This window comes from Nitrincola lacisaponensis (assembly GCF_000691225.1).
Lineage (GTDB): Bacteria > Pseudomonadota > Gammaproteobacteria > Pseudomonadales > Balneatricaceae > Nitrincola > Nitrincola lacisaponensis.
The window spans coordinates 174715-192104 of sequence record NZ_JMSZ01000042.1 but is presented as its reverse complement, the minus strand read 5'-3'; the positions used below and the strand labels follow the sequence as shown (position 1 = coordinate 192104).

Below are 17390 nucleotides of genomic sequence, written 5' to 3'. Positions count from 1 at the left end.
TCAGTCAGATTTTAGCCTGCAATATCGGCTGCAGTGCCGCATAAATAGCATCCAGTTGCTCAGCACCACCCGCTTCACGCCAGTAGACCGTAAAGTGTACCGGACTGGACTCCAGTGCCACCACTTCAGGTGGCAGCCGCTCAATCAACTCACGAATCAGGGCGCACGCCGAATCCGTTAGCTGATATTCGCCACGCTTCCAGGACCAACCGGCAGGCAACCCCTGGTTGGCAACATTTTCAGTGCGAAAAATCTGCCAGCTGATCCAGCGCTCTCGCTCATCACCAGATAAATCATGACGCAGTACCCGATAAGCAGGCACACGAATTTTTTCTGGCTCAGTCTGCCCTTTCGCACGGGTTGTCTCTAACTGCGCCAGCTGGACCGTAAAGCCCAGTTTCCGGGCATGCAACCGAATCTGCGATACCATACGTTCCCGAGGGCTTGGGCGTATCCACATGATTGAACCGATCAGCGACAGCATCACGACTATAGAGATTACCCATTCCATACTGCTATCCTATACTTAAAGTGAATTCATTAATTAGTTAAGGGCACTGCCATGAGCACTTATTCACACATACTGCTGGCAATTGATCTTTCCGATGAGTCTGATCAACTGATTACCAAAGCAGCGGAACTGGCCCGTCTTTACGAAGCCGAGCTGGATATCATCCATGTTGTGGAACCTCTCACTTTTGCCTATGGCGGTGATGTTCCGATGGACCTGTCCACCATTCAGGAACAGCTGGACGAACACGCCGAGCAAAAGCTGAACCACCTGTGCGCCACGATCGACCACCCGGTCAGCCGCCGCTACATCGTCACCGGACACACTGAATCAGAGATTCACCGGGTGGCCAAAGAAATAGCAGCTGATCTGATTATAGTGGGCAGTCATGGCCGACATGGCCTGGCACTGCTGCTGGGCTCCACAGCAAACGGCGTTCTGCATGGAGCCCAGTGTGACGTACTGGCGATTCGTGTCAGAAGTCAGGATAGCTAAAACAGCCAGCCTACTGCTGTAACGCCTCCAGCTCCACCCAGCGCTCCATGAGGCGTTCAACCAAAGCTTCCTGCTGCTGCAGCTGCTCTAGTGCCTGCGCCACCTGCGCATGCTCCTGGCTATAAAAATCAGGAGCTGCACAGACTTGCTGCAAGGCTTCCAGTTCAGCTTCAGCGGCCTCCAGCTCAGCAGGCAAGCTATCCAGCTCTCGCTGCAGTTTGTAGCTGAGTTTTCGTGTATTAGGCTTGGCTGACATCGGGGCAGTATCGCTGGTGGTGACCTGCTCTGCAGGCTGATCACTGATGGATGTCGTGGCCGAGGGCAGCATTCGCTGACGCAGCCAGTCCTGGTAGCCACCGACATACTCTTTGATCACGCCCTGGCCTTCAAATACGACTGTACTGGTCACGACATTATCCAGGAATGCACGATCATGGCTGACCAGCAAGACTGTTCCGGCAAACCCCATCAGGATTTCTTCCAGTAATTCCAGTGTTTCTACATCCAGATCATTGGTGGGTTCGTCCAGCACCAGCAAATTGGCCGGCTTACTGAACAGCCGAGCCAGCAACACACGGTTACACTCACCACCCGACAGGGCTTTCACCGGTGTACGTGCACGCTCAGCACTGAACAGAAAATCAGATAGATAGCTGATGATGTGCCGAGATCGCCCCTGCACTTCGACACTTTCACGACCGCCCGAAACGTTGTCGATAATACTTTTTTCCGGATCCAGGCTATCGCGCATCTGATCAAAGTAGGCCACTTCCATGCGCGTACCAAAGCGCACTTCGCCCTTCTCTGGCACCAGATCACCCAGCAGAATTTTTAGCAGCGTACTTTTCCCGGCACCGTTAGGGCCAATCAAGCCGATTCGATCGCCGCGCTGAATCTTCAGGTCCAGATCTTTAATCAGTGTTTTACCGGAAAAACTGTGCGACACCTGCTCCAGCTCCACCACCAGCTTACCTGACTTGGAGGCTTCATCCAGTGCGAAGTTGGCTTTACCCTGACGCTCCCGGCGCTGAGACCGCTCCCGGCGCATCTGTTCCAGCGCACGAACACGACCTTCATTACGGGTTCGTCGTGCTTTGATGCCCTGACGGATCCAGCGCTCTTCCTGGGCCAGCTTTTTGTCAAACTCAGCTCGATGCCGAGCCTCTTCTTCCAGCAACGCCTCTTTCTGTTCAAGATAGCGGGCGTAGTTACCGGGAAACTTGGTCAGAATGCCACGATCCAGCTCAACAATCGCGGTTGCCAAATGCTCTACCATGGCACGGTCATGCGAAATCAACAGTACGCCGCCCTGGAAATCCAGCAAGACCTGCTCAAGCCACTCAATGGCTTCGATATCCAAGTGGTTAGTTGGCTCATCCAGCAACAACAGATCAGGTTCCTGCACCAGTGCAGCCCCCAGTGCAGCGCGTCGGCGCCAACCACCTGACAGGTCGGCCATACGCTGTTCAGGGTCAAGACCCAGACGGGTCAGCACACGTTCGACCTTCTGTTCCAGATGCCAGCCATCCACCGCTTCAATCTGTTGCTGCAACACATCCAGTTCACGCATGGCTTCAGCATCCTGGCGCAGTACCAGCGCATCGTAAGCTTCACGCAATGCCACTACATCGGACAAACCATCACTGACGACCTGACGTACCAGACGCTCATCCGCCTGCGGCAGTGCCTGAGGCAACTGTGCTATACGCAATGTAGGCGCACGCCAGATAACACCACTATCCGGCTGCTGCTCACCGCTGATCAGCTTCATCAAGGTAGATTTACCAGCACCATTCAAGCCCACCAGGGCAATTCGTTCACCCGCCTCAATCTGCAAAGCTGCATTGTCCAGCAATACACGATTGCCCAATGCCAAAGAGAGCGCGTCCAGTCTGATCAGTGCCATAGAATATCCACTTACACATTAAATTCGTTCCGGCGCAATTCTACCAGAAAAGCACGGCCTTCCACCTAAAAGAAATCCTGCATTCTTCTTTATGGGAGCTTCTCAAATGAACCCGGCAGACGCTACACTGTCATCTAAAGGATACCCCGTACACGTATCCTTAAACGGAGGTTAAACGTGCATCTGCTTAAACGTGCCAGCCTGCTCATATCAGGCATGCTTTTTTCTGTTTCAATCACTGCCGGCACTCAGATCGAGTCCCAGAGAGAGCGCTATCTGGATACGCTCGAAGCGGCTCGCTCCGGTCAATCCGCTGTAGTGGAGGCCGCATTACCTCAACTGGCGGACTATCCACTACTGCCGTATATTCAGTATGCGATCGCCACACAGCAACTGAAAAAACTGTCTATTGATGATGTGGAATCCACACTGGACAAGCTTCAGGGTACGCCTCTGTATCAACGCTTTTTACACGTCTGGGCTGTCAGTCTGACGGAAGACAGGCGCTGGCCAGAGTTCTACGACTACTACGCCCGTATTCGCACCCCCAGCGCCCAACTGGAATGCCTGGCTGCTCGTGGCGAGATGCTGCTGGGCAATACTGAAAAAGCCTTCACTGAAGGGGCGCGACTCTGGTCAACCGGCAACTCTCAGCACGCAGCCTGTGACAGTCTGTTCAACGCCATGATTCAAGCTGGTAAAGTAGACTCAAATCTGGCACTGGAACGCGTATTACTGGCTCTGGAGAGCGACAACACTGGTATTGCCCGTTACGCAGAACGCTTTGTCACCGATCCTGCTGCTCAGCAACAACTGGCACTGATCTGGCAGCTCTATAATCAACCGGCATCACTGGCCGACAACCCCAACCTGCTGCGCCCACAAACACCCAACCGGGCACGACTGGCATCAATGGCTATTCAGCGTCTGGCCCGGGATGATCTTCGTCGCGCACTGCTCACCTGGAGTCAGCTGACACAGAACCTGTCCCTTTCAGACGCCGAGCAGGCACCCATTGCCAACCGCCTGGGCGTACTTTACGCCAAACGTTTCCAGCCTGATGCGGAAACGGTACTGGCACAGGTTGACCCGCAATACCGCTTCTCCGATGTCACTGAATGGCGTATTCGTCTGGCTCTGATTGAGCAGAACTGGCCCCGTGTCGAAACACTTATCAGTCACTTGCCCGACGACGTTCGTCTGCAAGGACGCTGGCTGTACTGGGCACTGGTTGCCGATCTGCAGCGGGGCCGTCAGCCTAATGCTGAACAATTGGCACTGCTGACATCCGAACGCAGCTATTACGGCTTCAAGGCAGCGGAGCTGACACAGCGCCCCTTTGCCCTGAATAATCAGCCTGCAAACTTCAACCAGACCCAGAAGCAGCAGATTGCACAACTGCCAGCCATGCAACGTATTCATGAATTTTATCGACTCGGCCAGACCCGTGAGGCAACTCAGGAATGGAACCTGATGACCACCACCCTGTCACCGGAACAGATTCATGTTGCGGCACATGTAATCAAGGACTGGGGCTGGTACTTCCAGGGTATTCGTGGTGCGATCGCCAGTGATCGCTGGGATGATCTGGAGCTGCGTTTCCCGGCACCCTATCGTGAACTGTTTGATCAGGCGACACGGGAGTTCTCCATTGAACCCTCCTGGGCCCTGGCAGTCACACGACAGGAAAGTGCCTTTCTGGATGTAGCCCGATCAGGTGCAGGTGCGCGCGGATTGATGCAGCTGATGCCTGCAACAGCACAAGAAACAGCTCGGCGAGCAGACATTCCGCTCAGCAGTCTGGAACGACTGAACGATCCGGATATTAACGTCCGCCTTGGCTCCGCTTATCTGGCCCAGATGCAGCGTCAGTTTAATGGTAACCGCGTACATGCAACCGCAGCCTACAATGCAGGCCCTGGTCGGGTACGCCAATGGCTGGCCGCACGAGGTGACCTGCCGCTCGACATCTGGATAGAGACGATTCCATTTGATGAGACACGTGGTTATGTATTGAATGTGCTGTCTTTCGGTGTGATCTATAACACGCTGGCAGGTCAGCCTGCTCGTGTATTCAGTGATCAGGAGCGTTCAATGCTGGCCTGGAGCAACCCCGGCCGCTAATACCCGAACAGCAAAATCGGACAGCTGGCGGGCGTCAAACGGCCACGCCAGCTCATCTCCGGTATGCGGACACAACAACACAGGAATATGCTCTGCATACCGCGCCATCAGCTGATCATCGTAAGCAATATCAACCAGGTCCACAGCAAAACGCTGTCCATCAAGCACCTGCTGCATCAGGGCAACAGCCTGATCACAAAGGTGGCATCCGACTGTTGTCATCAACTCCAGTTCACACAGAAATGCCTCATCTTCGGCACTGCACATAAAATACTCCCAAGTATTCGACTCATGCTCACCTAAGTGCTAATGTGGTAGTGAGCTTATCAAGTATACAGTGTACCTGAAATCGAAATTCTGATCAGATAACCGGACGTATAACAGGCAGCATCTATGGACAAAAAAGAAAGCTTTACCACCGACCCGCAAGCATTTATCAATTACGTCAGCGAAGAAACCAGCAAACTTCTGGAGATGTATTCAGCCACCGGCGGTGACGATATCTTTCGTCAGTTCACAACGTCCTGGACAGAGCTGGCCACACGTTCACTTGAAGATCCGACCGTCTGGATCAAAGCAATTGCCGATTACCAACAGGCACAACTGAATCTATGGCGCAATCTGCTGACTGGCAGCAGCGAACCCGTGGCCCAGCCGACACCCGGTGACCGTCGCTTTCAGAATGAGGAGTGGTCAAAAAATCCGGTCTTTGATTACATCAAGCAATCCTACCTGCTCTCCTCCAAAATGCTGACCGAGATGGCCGCACATGCAAAACTGTCCGACAAGGAACAGAAAAAGCTGGAGTTTTATACACAGCAGTTCGTCGATGCCATGTCTCCGACCAACTTTGCCTTTACCAACCCTGAAGTACTGAATCAGGCACTGGAAACCAACGGCCAGAGCCTGGTAGATGGACTGAAGAATCTGCTCGGTGATATCGATAAAGGTCATATCACCATGACCGATGAAACCGCCTTTGAGCTGGGCAAAAACCTGGCCACAACAGAAGGCGCGGTAGTCTTTCAGAATGATCTGTTTCAGCTGATTCATTACAAGCCTGAAGCTGAACAGGTGTATGAAAAACCCCTGCTGATTGTTCCACCCAGTATTAACAAGTTTTACATTCTGGATCTGCAGCCACACAACTCCTACGTAAAATACTGTGTTGAACAGGGCTATAACGTTTTTCTGGTCGCCTGGGTCAATCCAAGCAAGGAAATGAGCCATCTCAGTTGGGATGATTATGTTGAGCGCGGTGTACTCAAGGCAATTGAGGTTACCAAAGAGATCAATGCAACTGACAAGATCAATACAGTGGCCTGGTGCGTCGGTGGCACCCTGATGGCTACTGCACTGGCGGTCATGGCCAATCGCAAGGATAACAGCGTTGCCTCAGCCACCTTCCTGACAACACTGACGGATTTCCGCGATCCAGGTGACATGAAAGTGTTCATTGACGAATATCAGGTCAAGACACTGGCTGAAAAAGTGAACAAGGAAGGCATCCTCCATGGTCGCGAGCTGGCAACTTCCTTCAACATGCTGCGCTCCAATGATTTGATCTGGTCCTATGTAGTCAACAACTATCTGAAGGGGCAAACACCGCCACCTTTTGATATTCTCTACTGGAACAGTGATCCAACCAACCTGCCTGCCCGCATGTACACCTTCTACCTGAACAAGATGTATCTGGAAAACAAACTGGTCGAACCCGGTGGGGTGAGTATTTGTGGTGAGCCTGTTGATCTGGGAAAAATCAAAATACCCTGCTACTTCCTGTCCACCATTGAAGATCATATTGCGCCCTGGAAGAGCACCTTCAGTGCAACAGAAACCTTCAAGGGCTCAATGGAGTTCGTGCTGGGTGCCAGTGGCCATGTTGCCGGCGTCATTAACCCTGCTTCAAAAAATCGCCGTCACTTCTGGATCAAGGGTGAAATGGGCCAAGGCCCGGACCACTGGCTGGCAACTGCCGAGAAACAGGAAGGCTCATGGTGGCCACATTGGTCTGACTGGCTGAAACGCCGCTCCGGCAAAAAAGTTGACGCACCTAAGGAGTATGGAAACAGCCTTCATACACCCATAGAAGCGGCACCGGGCAGCTACGTCAAGGCACGCCTCGACTGATCTGCACCTCTCACTGTTCAACCCACTCGGGGCGCAGAACAGCGCCCCGTTTTAGTTTATATTACAGAGCTTTTGCCAAAGAATGGCTGGATACTGCCCCTCATGAGAAAAACGCTTCCCGCTTGCCTGACCGGCAAGGGTGCTGAAATACGCCAACTGATGCTGCTGGCCTGGCCAATTATGATTGCGCAAATGGCGCAGAACTCAATGGGATTTGTCGATACACTGATGTCCGGGCGCGCCGGCAGTGAAGACCTGGCAGCCATCGCACTGGGTACCAGCCTCTGGATTCCGGTCTACCTGGCATTTTCAGGCATTCTTATGGCGGTTACACCGACCATCGCTCACCTGGTCGGTGGACGCAAAGATACCGAGACACCCGGAATTTTTCAGCAGGGCGTCTGGCTGGGGCTGCTACTGGGGCTGCTTGCTTTCTGGCTTTTACGCAATACCGATCCACTGCTGTCGCGTTTATCACTGGAGGCCAGCCTGCAGGATAAAACACAACGTTATCTGGCTGCCATTGCCTGGGGCTTTCCAGCCTTAATGCTCTATCAAACCATCCGTGGATTCAGCGAAGGGTTTGGCAAAACGCGCGCCATCATGAAAATCGCACTGCTGGCATTACTGTGCAACATTCCACTCAACTATATCTTCATTTTCGGCAAGCTCGGCTTACCGGCGATGGGCGGTGTAGGCTGCGGCTGGGCCAGTGCTATCGTCATGTGGATCATGTTAAGCGTCGGTATACTCTATACTCGATTCAGCACCCAGTTTGCCCCCCTGCCACTCTGGCGGCCCTGGCATCGCCCACAGGTAACCAGTCTGCTGCAACTGCTCCGTCTGGGAATTCCTATTGGTATTGCGCTGCTGATTGAAGCCAGCATGTTCAGTGTCATTGCCCTGCTTCTGGCCCCTTTCGGTGAAGTCACGCTGGCGGCACACCAGATTACCATCAGCTATACCGGCATGGTATTCATGATTCCGCTCAGTATTGCGATGGCATTGACGATCCGGGTTGGGCAGCTGCAAGGCGCAGGCCACCCTCATCAGGCTCGCACTGCCGCTATGACCGGTATCGGCTTTACTCTGCTGATTGCCCTAGTCACCACTCTGCTGACGATTCTGTTGGCACCACAAATTGCCAGACTCTATATCGATGATGCAGAGATAGGCCGCCTGGCTATACTGTTATTGATGATTGCAGCACTGTTTCAGTTCTCGGATGCACTGCAAGTCAGCGCAGCGGGTGCGCTGCGTGGCTACAAGGATACCTTCATTCCGTTATTGCTGGTATTTTTTGCCTTCTGGCTGGTGGGCTTGCCCGCGGGCTACCTGCTGGGCCTGACTGACCTGTTACGGCCCGCCATGGGTGCTGCCGGCTTCTGGTATGGACTGGTGATCGGACTCAGCGTCGGTGCCGTAATCCTGATGATACGCTTGAATCGGGTCTCCAGAAATGCACAAATACCGCCTACTGCTGCTCCTGATCCCTCTGCTTAGTGGCTGTGCCGAACCCTCCGCCGAGAAAATGCTGCGTGACTATACTCAGCGGGTCAGCAATGCACTCGAACAACCGATAGAATTCGAGCCAGGAGCCGCTGACTATCCCGTATTGCCACCGCGCAGGGAGAGGCGACTGGAGACAGTCGAGCTGCGCGAGGGGCTGATCGACGTACTGAGACTGCGGCATTGTGACTTGCTGCCCCTGATTGCTGAACGCAACAGCAATTTGGGGCGGGTCATGACACCCTCACAAACCTTACAGTATGAATTACGTTTTCTGCCTGCGGTGCAAACCTGTGAGCAACAGTTACAAGACAGAATTAATGCTGAACCTGAACTACAGCCTTTATTACAGCGAGTCAGAGAAATCCGTCAGCATAAGGAGCAGCAGCTGCCGCGCGTTATCTGGAATGGCATTTATACCAGCCCGGAAATGGAACAGCAATTTTCACGTTCAGCCACAACCCTGCCTCTGCAGGCACCCGGTATTGCCAACCAGGCACAGCAGCTACTCGACCCTTTCAGCGTTATCAGCCGCCTGGCGACCACAGAGGCCTCCTGGCCAGACAGCGCCTTTATTCTGGGATTGGAACAACATTATGAACAACTGTATCGGACTGAAATCGGTAGCCAGTGGTTACGCAGTGTACAACTCTTGAGCTATACCATGAATCAGGTTGCCGACGGCATAGAGGATCGCCTGGCCAGACGGCCGATCTGCTTTAATCAGCAACCCAATAACCGAGCCACCATCATACAGAATGTGTTCCGTTCATTTTATGCACAGGAGTTTCAACCCTATCTGGCAAGGGTTGATCAATTTGGTCAGCGCTGGCGTAGGCTCCATGCAGAATTGCAGGGACCACTCCCGGTACCTGAAAGCACAGCACACTACTTCCGGCACCTGTTTGACACTGATTGGCCAGGTGGCCTGACGCAGCAGTTCTATCTTGCTCAGCAGCGCCATACAGATGCCTGGCAACAGCTACTGCAACACTGTGGTCTGATGCCCGGATCCGAGACCGGTGCACCAGACGCAGAATGACCGGGTTACTTGCGGTTATTCAATGACAACAGCTGATCCAGCTTGTTACTCAGACGCTCCTGCTTCTCTTTCTGGCGATTTTCTCGCGCCTGCTCCTTGAGTCGTTCACGACGCGCATCCTGCATGGCCTGGAGCTTGTTGCGTGCATGCTCAGCCTCCTCTGCACTCACCTGCCCTGCTGGCTGTCCATCCAGACCAATACGTTCAGCACCTTCTTTGAAGCTGCGCAAGTACTGCGGAGAGCGAACATAGGATGCCAGGGCACGCTTGATTTTGGTACGAGAGACCTTATCGTCAGCAACCAGGTCTTCCTGAATACCTATCTTCAGCGGACGCACATTTTCCCGGGAAAAAACCTCCGGATACGCATCCATCAGCAACTGCACCGCCGCCATATTCGCCGCACGATTCTTGTTGGGTTTACTGGCTACTGACGCATCTGTTGCTGCAGTGTTTACGGGATCGCTCACTTTTTTTCTCTCAACTTGCTGTTGTTTGTATTCTGCCTGATCAAGCATCTGCTCACATTCGCGCAATAATTGCTCAGTTCTCAATACGGCCTGTTCGGCCTCATTGAGTACCTTTTCGAATATAGTATTCATAACTATCTTCCTGATGAAACTGCTCAATCAACTCGTGACCCAGAAACTCGCAAAAGCGAGGTATATCCCGGCGCGTCGATGGATCTGTCGCTTTCACATACAAAATCTGCCCAGGGAGCATCTCCCTGACCTTTTTATGCAGCAGCATCACGGGCTCCGGACAAAACAGTCCGCTCGCATCAAGAGTCAGATCAGATACTGGTGAGTTCATCCGCAATTGCCAGCCTTCAGAAAAACATGCCGCATTGTCTCAGAATTTTTATGCCTAAGAAACCTGCAGATGCAATTAGCCTGGCAATCCAGGTCAGGAAACCCGCAGATCCAGATGGCAGGTAATCTCTTCCCGATCATGATACAGATGTCGTGCTGACAGTTGAAAACGAATACCTGCCGCTTCCAATCCTTCAGCGATCTCCTCAAGACACTGCTGGACAGCCTGATAACGCTTCTTCATCGGCAGTTTCAGATTGAAAATCATCTCCTGACACCACCCCTGCAACGCCCATTGCAACATCAACTCAGCAACACGAGCAGGCTTATCTGCTACATCACACACCATCCAGTCCACAGGCTTGCCCGGCGCAAACCCAAAGGCATCTTCACGGTGATGTGTTACCTGCCCGGTTTCCATCAGGGATTCAGCCATAGGCCCATTATCCACGGCGCTCACAAACATCCCCTGACGTACCAGCTGCCATGTCCAGCCACCCGGCGCTGCTCCCAGATCCACCGCCGTTTTACCGCCTCCTAATCGTGCGTCCCATTCAGCACGGGGAACAAACCAGTGCCAGGCTTCTTCCAGCTTCAGCGTAGAACGACTGGGAGCCGCTCCCGGGAATTTCAACCGACGAATCCCCATTTCCAGCGTAGAGCCATTGCGTCGTGGACTGACACCTAACAGCAGATGGCGCCCCGACAAGACAAACAGATGCATACGCCAATCTGCCCGCGCTTTGCGCGGCAACATCACACCCTGCTGCCGTAGCCGCTGCGCCATTGCCGACGCCAGCTTACCGGCAAAAGGCAGCAGCTCACGTCCGGCAGTAGTATCAGGCACTTCAGCCAGCAGTTCAGCACAAACCGGCAACTCCGTCATCGCAGGCAATAAAACGCTCAGCCGATCATCAGCCGGCAACTGCTCAAAGGGCGGTAAGCACGCGCACCATTGGCGTGTAAAAATCAATGAACGAAACGAAACAGCCTGAATAACCGCCAGTGCATCACCATACAGCTCAAACAGCACAAAGCCGGATTGTGCATCAAAACGGGGAAAGCCACTCTGACCAACGTCCACACAGTGCTGCATAAACTCGGCTGCACACTCGGACTCAAAACCGGCACGACACTGCAAGAGCAATAAATTCAACAACACCTACCCCCAAAATTCATGACTGGATACCGCTGACAGCATAACCTGTTTCAATATCCCAAAATACTTTTGATCCATATCAACTAAACATTAAAAAACCACCTCGACAACTACGCCCAAAGTGGTACACAGACACCTAATTCAAACAAATTCAAACCATTAGCGAACTCTTAACAACAGCACCATGCACGCAATTTAATCATATATATCAGTGCATTATATCACCACATAAACACATTAACACCAAACAATCTGATCGTTTTTCCTTTATATACAACTGCGACAACCTGCCGCAGATAAACCGGAGATCACATTGAAATGAAGGGGTAATTCACTGATAATCGCCGGTGGAACTCTTCTTACTATTAACAGCTTGTTGATGAGAGCCTGATATGAGCATTGCAACTGATCATCCAACCTACAACTACAAGGTGGTGCGTCAATTTGCCATCATGACCGTAGTCTGGGGTATTGTCGGTATGACCGTAGGTGTACTGATAGCAGCCCAGCTGGTCTGGCCGGCACTGAACTTTGACACGCCCTGGCTTACCTACGGACGTTTGCGTCCGTTACACACCAATGCGGTTATTTTCGCATTTGGTGGATGCGCCCTGTTTGCAACTTCCTACTATGTGGTGCAGCGCACCTGTCAGACACGTCTGCTTTCAGACGGACTGGCAGCCTTCACCTTCTGGGGATGGCAACTGGTCATCGTCCTGGCAGCGATCACTCTGCCACTGGGCCTGACCTCTGCCAAAGAGTATGCTGAACTGGAGTGGCCGATCGACATCCTGATCACTATTGTGTGGGTAGTCTATGCAATAGTATTCATGGGCACGGTCTTCAAACGTAAAACCGCGCACATTTATGTGGCAAACTGGTTCTACATGGCCTTCATTCTGGTTATCGCCGTACTTCACGTCGTTAACAGTGCTGCTATGCCAGTATCCTTGTGGAAGTCCTACTCTGCGTACGCAGGTACGATCGATGCCATGGTACAGTGGTGGTATGGCCATAACGCTGTAGGTTTCTTCCTGACAGCCGGCTTCCTCGGTATGATGTACTACTTCGTACCCAAGCAGGCCAACCGTCCGGTTTACTCATATCGCCTGTCTATCGTGCACTTCTGGGCACTGATCGCCACTTATATGTGGGCGGGTGGTCACCACTTGCACTACTCGGCGCTGCCTGACTGGACTCAGTCTCTCGGCATGGTCATGTCACTGATTCTGCTGGCTCCATCATGGGGTGGTATGATCAACGGTATGATGACCCTGTCTGGTGCATGGCACAAGCTGCGTACCGATCCAATTCTGCGCTTCCTGGTGGTTTCCCTGTCCTTCTACGGCATGTCCACTTTCGAAGGCCCGATGATGTCAATCAAGACTGTCAACGCCCTGTCACACAACACTGACTGGACTGTAGGTCACGTTCACTCCGGCGCCCTGGGCTGGGTAGCGATGATTTCCATCGGTGCGGTTTACCACATGATCCCCAAAGTCTTTGGTAAAGCACAGATGTACAGCAGCGGCCTGATCAACCTGCATTTCTGGCTGGCAACAATCGGTACTGTTCTGTATATCGTCTCCATGTGGGTCAACGGTATCCTGCAGGGCCTGATGTGGCGCGCAGTCAACCAGGACGGCACACTGACTTACAGCTTCGTTGAAGCCATGGAAGCCAGTCATCCGGGTTATATTGTCCGTCTGCTGGGTGGTGCTATCTTCCTGCTGGGTATGTTTGTAATGGCCTTCAACGTCTGGCAGACAGTACGTGGCGGCAGCTCCGTAGAAGCAGCTGACGCAGAACCCTCTGCACAGACTGCATGATTGAGGCGAGGAGCATATAGCAATGATTAAACATGAGACTATTGAAAAGAATGCCGGCCTGATGGCTATCCTGATCATTATCGTGATCAGTGCCGGTGGTCTGGCCGAAATCGTGCCCCTGTTCTTCAAGGACTCAACGACTCAGCCAATTCAGGATATGCGCACCTATACAGCTGTTGAGCTGGAAGGCCGTGATATCTATATTCGTGAAGGCTGCCATGTCTGCCATACACAGATGATCCGTCCGTTCCGGGCAGAAACTGAGCGTTATGGCCATTTCTCGACCGCTAACGAGCACGTATGGGAACATCCGTTCCTGTGGGGCTCAAAACGTACCGGACCTGATCTGGCTCGTGTTGGTGGTCGTTACTCCGATGACTGGCAACGTGCGCACTTGTACAACCCGCGTGACGTTGTTCCCACATCGAAAATGCCATCTTATCCCTGGCTGTTCGAGCGTCGCCTGACTGGCGATCAGACCGCCAGAAAGATGGAAGTGATGAGAACTCTGGGCGTTCCTTATACGGATGAGCAGATTGCCAACGCCAAATCAGATGTTCAGGGTGTTTACGAGGTGGATGCACTGGTAGCTTACCTGCAGGCACTAGGCAGAACACACACTAACTATGATGTGCGGTAATCCATTGTGAGTTATGAAGTCTATGGCCCGTTCATGCCATTGATCATGCTGATCACTTTCATCGGGCTGTTTATCTGGGTGCTACTGCCTCAGAACAAAAAGCGTTTCGATGATGCTGCCAACCTGCCCTTCGCCGATGATGACGAAGAGCAGGAGCAGAAAAATGGCCATGAGCGTGCCCATAACGGGAGAGATGAGAAATGAGTGCTTTCTGGAGCGCATGGGTTACTGTGATAACCCTGGCTGTTATCGTTGGCTGTACCTGGTTGCTCTTTGCAACCCGTAAAAGCCAGCCACACCAGGAGCTGACAGAAGAAACTGTCGGTCATTCCTTTGATGGTATCGAAGAACTGGACAACCCCATGCCAAAATGGTGGTTCCAGATGTTTGTTGCCACTGTGGTGTTTGGTCTGGTTTACCTGCTGCTCTACCCAGGCCTGGGTAACTTCAAAGGCTTGCTGGGCTGGACCTCAACAGGTCAGTGGGAAGAAGAAATGGCGTATGCCGAAGAGCATTACGCACCGGTTTTCCAGCGTTTCGCCCAGCTGTCAGTTGATGAACTGCAACAGCCTGAAAATGCTGAAGGTCTGCGTATTGGTCAACGTCTGTTTGCCAACAACTGTTCTGTTTGTCACGGTGTAGGTGGGGTTGGCTTCTATGGCTTCCCTAACCTGACTGATGGTGACTGGTTGTGGGGCGGCAGTGAAGAGGCAATCAAAACAACTCTGCACAACGGACGGATGGGTGCCATGCCTGCGTGGGCGGATGTACTGGGTGAAGATGGCATTCGTGACATGACTCACTATGTTCTGAGCCTGAGCAACCGCGAGCATGATGCTGCTTCAGCTGAACGTGCTCAGCCACAGTTTGCATCGCTCTGTGCTGCATGCCACATGCCAGATGGTACAGGCATGTATGCTCTGGGTGCTCCGAACCTGACCAATGATAACTGGCTGTATGGCGGTAGCTTTGAGCAGATCGCCCACACGCTGCGTCATGGTCGTTTCGGTGTCATGCCTGCGTTCAGCGGCCTACTCAGCGAAGACCAGATCCACTTGGTCACTGCATACGTGATGAGCCTCAGCAACGACTGATAAAATCGATTCAAATAAAGGTGATATGATGCAGGTCATATCACCTTTTTTTTTGGCATAATATGATTACATTAATTTCTACTGAAACACCTTAGAAATACAACCTACCTGTGAATGAGCGGCGGCCCACAATGAACCAGATTCCGGTGAAAGATGTGACTCCCGGCAAAGATAATCAAACCCAGTCTTATGATTTGTATGCCAAGCGGGAACATATTTACGTCAAGTATTACAAGGGTTTTTTCAAGAACCTGAGAACGGGTGCCGGCTTTGTAATGCTGGCCATGTTTTTCACTTTCTCCTGGATTCAGTATGATGGTCGACAGGCCATTCTATTTGACTTACCCAATCGCCAGTTCCACATTTTCAACGTCACTTTCTGGCCCCAGGACTTCATGCTGCTGTCCTGGCTGCTGATTATACTGGCCTTTATACTGTTCTTTGTAACTGTGTTTGCAGGACGACTCTGGTGCGGCTACGCCTGCCCTCAATTTGTCTGGACCTGGTTTTTTATCTGGGCTGAACGTATCACCGAAGGTGATCGTAATAAGCGCATGCGCCTCGACAAGGAACCGATGAGTCGGGAAAAATTGCTGCGCAAAACGGCCAAGCACACCCTTTGGGCAGTGATCGCCATTCTCTCAGCCATCGCCTTCGTAGGCTACTTCACCCCTATCCGTGAACTGGTTCCCAATATTCTGCAACTCAATCTGGGACCCTGGGAGCTCTGGTGGCTGGGCTTTCTCAGCGTCGCAACCTATGGCAATGCAGGTTGGTTGCGTGAGCAGGTTTGCATCTATATGTGTCCCTATGCCCGCTTCCAGAGCGTCATGTTTGATCAGGACACACTCGTCATCTCCTATGATGAAGCTCGCGGCGAGAAACGAGGCAAGCGCAAAAAAGACAGCGATTTCCGCGCAGAAGGCCTGGGCGACTGTATCGACTGTCATGCATGCGTAAATGTCTGCCCGGTCGGTATAGATATTCGTGACGGCCTGCAGTACGAGTGTGTTGCGTGTGGCGCCTGTATTGATGCCTGCGACGAGATCATGGACAAAATGTCTTATCCTCGCGGACTGGTGCGTTATACCACTGAGCACTCACTCAACGGTAAACCCACCAAGCTGCTGCGACCCCGGCTGATCGGCTATTTTGCGGCAGTGATCATCATGTGTGGCGCTTTCATCTATGTGTTATCCAATCGGGTACCCATTGAGTTCGAGGCAATCCGTGACCGTGGTGCGCTGTTCAATGAAGTCAGCGGCAATCTGATTCAGAATGTCTACACCTTGAAAATTGCCAATAAAGAACAGGTTGAACGCGTCTACCGAATCTCGGTGGAAGGACTGGAAGGCTTGCGATTGATCAATGAACCAGAGGTACGAATCAGTGCAGGTGAATTGCTCGACTACCCGATCCGATTACAAATCGACAGAAATAATCTGAGTCAGGCGAACTCTGCGATTACATTCACTGTCGAAACTGTCGACGAACCCAAAGTCAGTGCTACAACCGAGAGCCGGTTTATGGGACCAACACCAGGACGCTGACGGTTAAATCCGAATATTTTTAACGTATAATCGGTGGCAATTTTTTGCCACCCATTTTTTATGAGGTTATTTCATGAGTCAAGATGCTGCAATTGCGCCCTGGTACAGACAACCCTGGTTATGGTTTATTCTAACCCCCATCATCGCCGCCATGGTGGTAGGTTTCATCATGCTGTCAGTAGCGATCAATCAGCAGCGTATTGACCCGCCTCTGGACCGCGAATTTGTCCGTGATGGTCGTGGTTATGCTGTTGATGAATCCATGGCTGAAAATGCTCGCGTACTGGGCCTGAGCGGTGAGCTGCGCCTTGATGCCGAAACAGGTCAGGCAATCCTCAATATGCAGGGCACGTTGCCTGACAATCTGCAAACCATCGAACTACACGTCAAGGTTGGCGCCAACCAGCAACTGGATCATGTTGTTAAACTGCAGCGGATCAGCAACCTCAATCAGTTTAATGGCAGCCTGAGCAAGCCAATTACAGCGCGCTCAACCTTTATCATCATGTCACCGGAAGAAGCCTGGAAGATTCTGCAGGTTGCCCAGCCTCCATTTAATGACAAAATTATTGCCTTCACCCCGTAGTTA

17 protein-coding genes and 2 pseudogenes are annotated in these 17390 nt (G+C 52.3%); 11 read left to right on the top strand and 8 right to left on the bottom strand.

The window, feature by feature from the left end:
* Nucleotides 1-4: 4 nt before the first annotated feature.
* A complete protein-coding gene (locus ADINL_RS15085; RefSeq protein WP_036549894.1) occupies nucleotides 5-511 on the bottom strand; it encodes a hypothetical protein in 507 nt (168 codons plus the stop codon).
* Nucleotides 512-562: 51 nt separating this feature from the next.
* Here ADINL_RS15085 and ADINL_RS15080 point away from each other — a divergent pair, with 51 nt between their 5' ends.
* Nucleotides 563-1006, top strand: a complete 444-nt coding sequence (locus ADINL_RS15080; protein WP_036549891.1) for a universal stress protein — start codon at nucleotides 563-565, stop codon at nucleotides 1004-1006.
* 10 nt (nucleotides 1007-1016) lie between these two features.
* Here ADINL_RS15080 and ADINL_RS16895 read toward each other — a convergent pair whose 3' ends face one another.
* The 3 genes and pseudogenes from ADINL_RS16895 to ADINL_RS16885 form a co-directional block, all read right to left on the bottom strand.
* Nucleotides 1017-1262, bottom strand: a complete 246-nt coding sequence (locus ADINL_RS16895) for a hypothetical protein (RefSeq protein ID WP_409669831.1) — start codon at nucleotides 1260-1262, stop codon at nucleotides 1017-1019.
* 315 nt (nucleotides 1263-1577) lie between these two features.
* A pseudogene (locus tag ADINL_RS16890) lies at nucleotides 1578-1910 on the bottom strand (ATP-binding cassette domain-containing protein); the annotation flags it as partial.
* 126 nt (nucleotides 1911-2036) lie between these two features.
* Nucleotides 2037-2912: pseudogene (locus tag ADINL_RS16885) on the bottom strand (ABC-F family ATP-binding cassette domain-containing protein); the annotation flags it as partial.
* 177 nt (nucleotides 2913-3089) lie between these two features.
* On the opposite strand from ADINL_RS16885, the gene ADINL_RS15070 reads away from it, so the two are divergent.
* Nucleotides 3090-5036 (top strand): transglycosylase SLT domain-containing protein, encoded by a 1947-nt coding sequence (locus ADINL_RS15070; RefSeq protein WP_036549885.1) that lies wholly within the window; start codon nucleotides 3090-3092, stop codon nucleotides 5034-5036.
* Here the strand turns inward: ADINL_RS15070 and ADINL_RS15065 are convergent.
* Nucleotides 5004-5303 carry a glutaredoxin family protein gene (locus ADINL_RS15065; RefSeq protein ID WP_036549883.1) on the bottom strand — a complete coding sequence of 100 codons (300 nt, stop codon included), beginning with the start codon at nucleotides 5301-5303 and terminating at the stop codon, nucleotides 5004-5006. The genes ADINL_RS15070 and ADINL_RS15065 overlap by 33 nt on opposite strands.
* A 126-nt stretch (nucleotides 5304-5429) precedes the next feature.
* Here ADINL_RS15065 and ADINL_RS15060 point away from each other — a divergent pair, with 126 nt between their 5' ends.
* The 3 genes from ADINL_RS15060 to ADINL_RS15050 all read left to right on the top strand — a co-directional run bounded on the left by ADINL_RS15060 (nucleotide 5430) and on the right by ADINL_RS15050 (nucleotide 9717).
* Entirely contained in the window at nucleotides 5430-7166 is a 1737-nt protein-coding gene (locus ADINL_RS15060) for a PHA/PHB synthase family protein (protein WP_051632873.1), read from the top strand.
* A gap of 102 nt (nucleotides 7167-7268) precedes the next feature.
* The gene (locus tag ADINL_RS15055; protein WP_051632872.1) at nucleotides 7269-8669 is read left to right on the top strand and encodes an MATE family efflux transporter; all 1401 of its coding nucleotides are present in this window, start codon (nucleotides 7269-7271) and stop codon (nucleotides 8667-8669) included.
* Nucleotides 8626-9717 carry a DUF3080 family protein gene (locus ADINL_RS15050; protein ID WP_036549881.1) on the top strand — a complete coding sequence of 364 codons (1092 nt, stop codon included), beginning with the start codon at nucleotides 8626-8628 and terminating at the stop codon, nucleotides 9715-9717. Before ADINL_RS15055 ends, ADINL_RS15050 begins: the two co-directional genes overlap by 44 nt.
* Before the next feature lie 5 nt (nucleotides 9718-9722).
* Here the strand turns inward: ADINL_RS15050 and ADINL_RS15045 are convergent, their stop codons facing one another.
* The 3 genes from ADINL_RS15045 to rlmM form a co-directional block, all read right to left on the bottom strand.
* Nucleotides 9723-10319 carry a ProQ/FINO family protein gene (locus ADINL_RS15045; protein ID WP_051632871.1) on the bottom strand — a complete coding sequence of 199 codons (597 nt, stop codon included), beginning with the start codon at nucleotides 10317-10319 and terminating at the stop codon, nucleotides 9723-9725.
* Complete coding sequence (tusA, locus tag ADINL_RS15040; protein WP_338036401.1) at nucleotides 10288-10467, bottom strand: sulfurtransferase TusA; 180 nt, start codon at nucleotides 10465-10467, stop codon at nucleotides 10288-10290. Before tusA ends, ADINL_RS15045 begins: the two co-directional genes overlap by 32 nt.
* Nucleotides 10468-10623: 156 nt before the next feature.
* Nucleotides 10624-11688: a 23S rRNA (cytidine(2498)-2'-O)-methyltransferase RlmM gene (gene rlmM, locus ADINL_RS15035; RefSeq protein ID WP_239644404.1), complete on the bottom strand. Its 1065-nt coding sequence runs from the start codon at nucleotides 11686-11688 to the stop codon at nucleotides 10624-10626.
* Nucleotides 11689-12080: 392 nt separating this feature from the next.
* Here rlmM and ccoN point away from each other — a divergent pair, with 392 nt between their 5' ends.
* From ccoN to ADINL_RS15005, 6 genes are all read left to right on the top strand, one after another.
* On the top strand, nucleotides 12081-13517 hold the full coding sequence (gene ccoN, locus ADINL_RS15030) for a cytochrome-c oxidase, cbb3-type subunit I (RefSeq protein WP_036549877.1): 1437 nt from the start codon (nucleotides 12081-12083) through the stop codon (nucleotides 13515-13517).
* Between the two features lie 22 nt (nucleotides 13518-13539).
* Nucleotides 13540-14157, top strand: coding sequence for a cytochrome-c oxidase, cbb3-type subunit II (gene ccoO / locus ADINL_RS15025; protein ID WP_193364977.1), 618 nt, complete (start codon nucleotides 13540-13542; stop codon nucleotides 14155-14157).
* Nucleotides 14158-14163: 6 nt separating this feature from the next.
* Nucleotides 14164-14361 (top strand): cbb3-type cytochrome oxidase subunit 3, encoded by a 198-nt coding sequence (locus ADINL_RS15020; RefSeq protein ID WP_051632870.1) that lies wholly within the window; start codon nucleotides 14164-14166, stop codon nucleotides 14359-14361.
* Nucleotides 14358-15251: a cytochrome-c oxidase, cbb3-type subunit III gene (gene ccoP, locus ADINL_RS15015; RefSeq protein ID WP_036549876.1), complete on the top strand. Its 894-nt coding sequence runs from the start codon at nucleotides 14358-14360 to the stop codon at nucleotides 15249-15251. The genes ADINL_RS15020 and ccoP overlap by 4 nt, the downstream gene beginning before the upstream one ends.
* Nucleotides 15252-15382: 131 nt before the next feature.
* Nucleotides 15383-16801, top strand: coding sequence for a cytochrome c oxidase accessory protein CcoG (ccoG, locus tag ADINL_RS15010; protein ID WP_036549875.1), 1419 nt, complete (start codon nucleotides 15383-15385; stop codon nucleotides 16799-16801).
* 73 nt (nucleotides 16802-16874) lie between these two features.
* Nucleotides 16875-17387 carry a FixH family protein gene (locus tag ADINL_RS15005; protein WP_036549873.1) on the top strand — a complete coding sequence of 171 codons (513 nt, stop codon included), beginning with the start codon at nucleotides 16875-16877 and terminating at the stop codon, nucleotides 17385-17387.
* Nucleotides 17388-17390: the final 3 nt, after the last annotated feature.

Coding starts and splice junctions, on each gene's coding strand:
- ADINL_RS15045 (WP_051632871.1), bottom strand. CDS start 10,319: ATGAATACTATATTCGAAAAGGTACTCAATGAGGCCGAACAGGCCGTA.
- ADINL_RS15060 (WP_051632873.1), top strand. CDS start 5,430: ATGGACAAAAAAGAAAGCTTTACCACCGACCCGCAAGCATTTATCAAT.
- ADINL_RS15055 (WP_051632872.1), top strand. CDS start 7,269: ATGAGAAAAACGCTTCCCGCTTGCCTGACCGGCAAGGGTGCTGAAATA.
- ccoG (WP_036549875.1), top strand. CDS start 15,383: ATGAACCAGATTCCGGTGAAAGATGTGACTCCCGGCAAAGATAATCAA.
- tusA (WP_338036401.1), bottom strand. CDS start 10,467: ATGCTGCTGCATAAAAAGGTCAGGGAGATGCTCCCTGGGCAGATTTTG.
- ccoN (WP_036549877.1), top strand. CDS start 12,081: ATGAGCATTGCAACTGATCATCCAACCTACAACTACAAGGTGGTGCGT.
- ccoO (WP_193364977.1), top strand. CDS start 13,540: ATGATTAAACATGAGACTATTGAAAAGAATGCCGGCCTGATGGCTATC.
- ADINL_RS15065 (WP_036549883.1), bottom strand. CDS start 5,303: ATGTGCAGTGCCGAAGATGAGGCATTTCTGTGTGAACTGGAGTTGATG.
- ADINL_RS15005 (WP_036549873.1), top strand. CDS start 16,875: ATGAGTCAAGATGCTGCAATTGCGCCCTGGTACAGACAACCCTGGTTA.
- ADINL_RS15085 (WP_036549894.1), bottom strand. CDS start 511: ATGGAATGGGTAATCTCTATAGTCGTGATGCTGTCGCTGATCGGTTCA.
- ADINL_RS16895 (WP_409669831.1), bottom strand. CDS start 1,262: ATGTCAGCCAAGCCTAATACACGAAAACTCAGCTACAAACTGCAGCGA.
- ADINL_RS15080 (WP_036549891.1), top strand. CDS start 563: ATGAGCACTTATTCACACATACTGCTGGCAATTGATCTTTCCGATGAG.
- ADINL_RS15050 (WP_036549881.1), top strand. CDS start 8,626: ATGCACAAATACCGCCTACTGCTGCTCCTGATCCCTCTGCTTAGTGGC.
- ccoP (WP_036549876.1), top strand. CDS start 14,358: ATGAGTGCTTTCTGGAGCGCATGGGTTACTGTGATAACCCTGGCTGTT.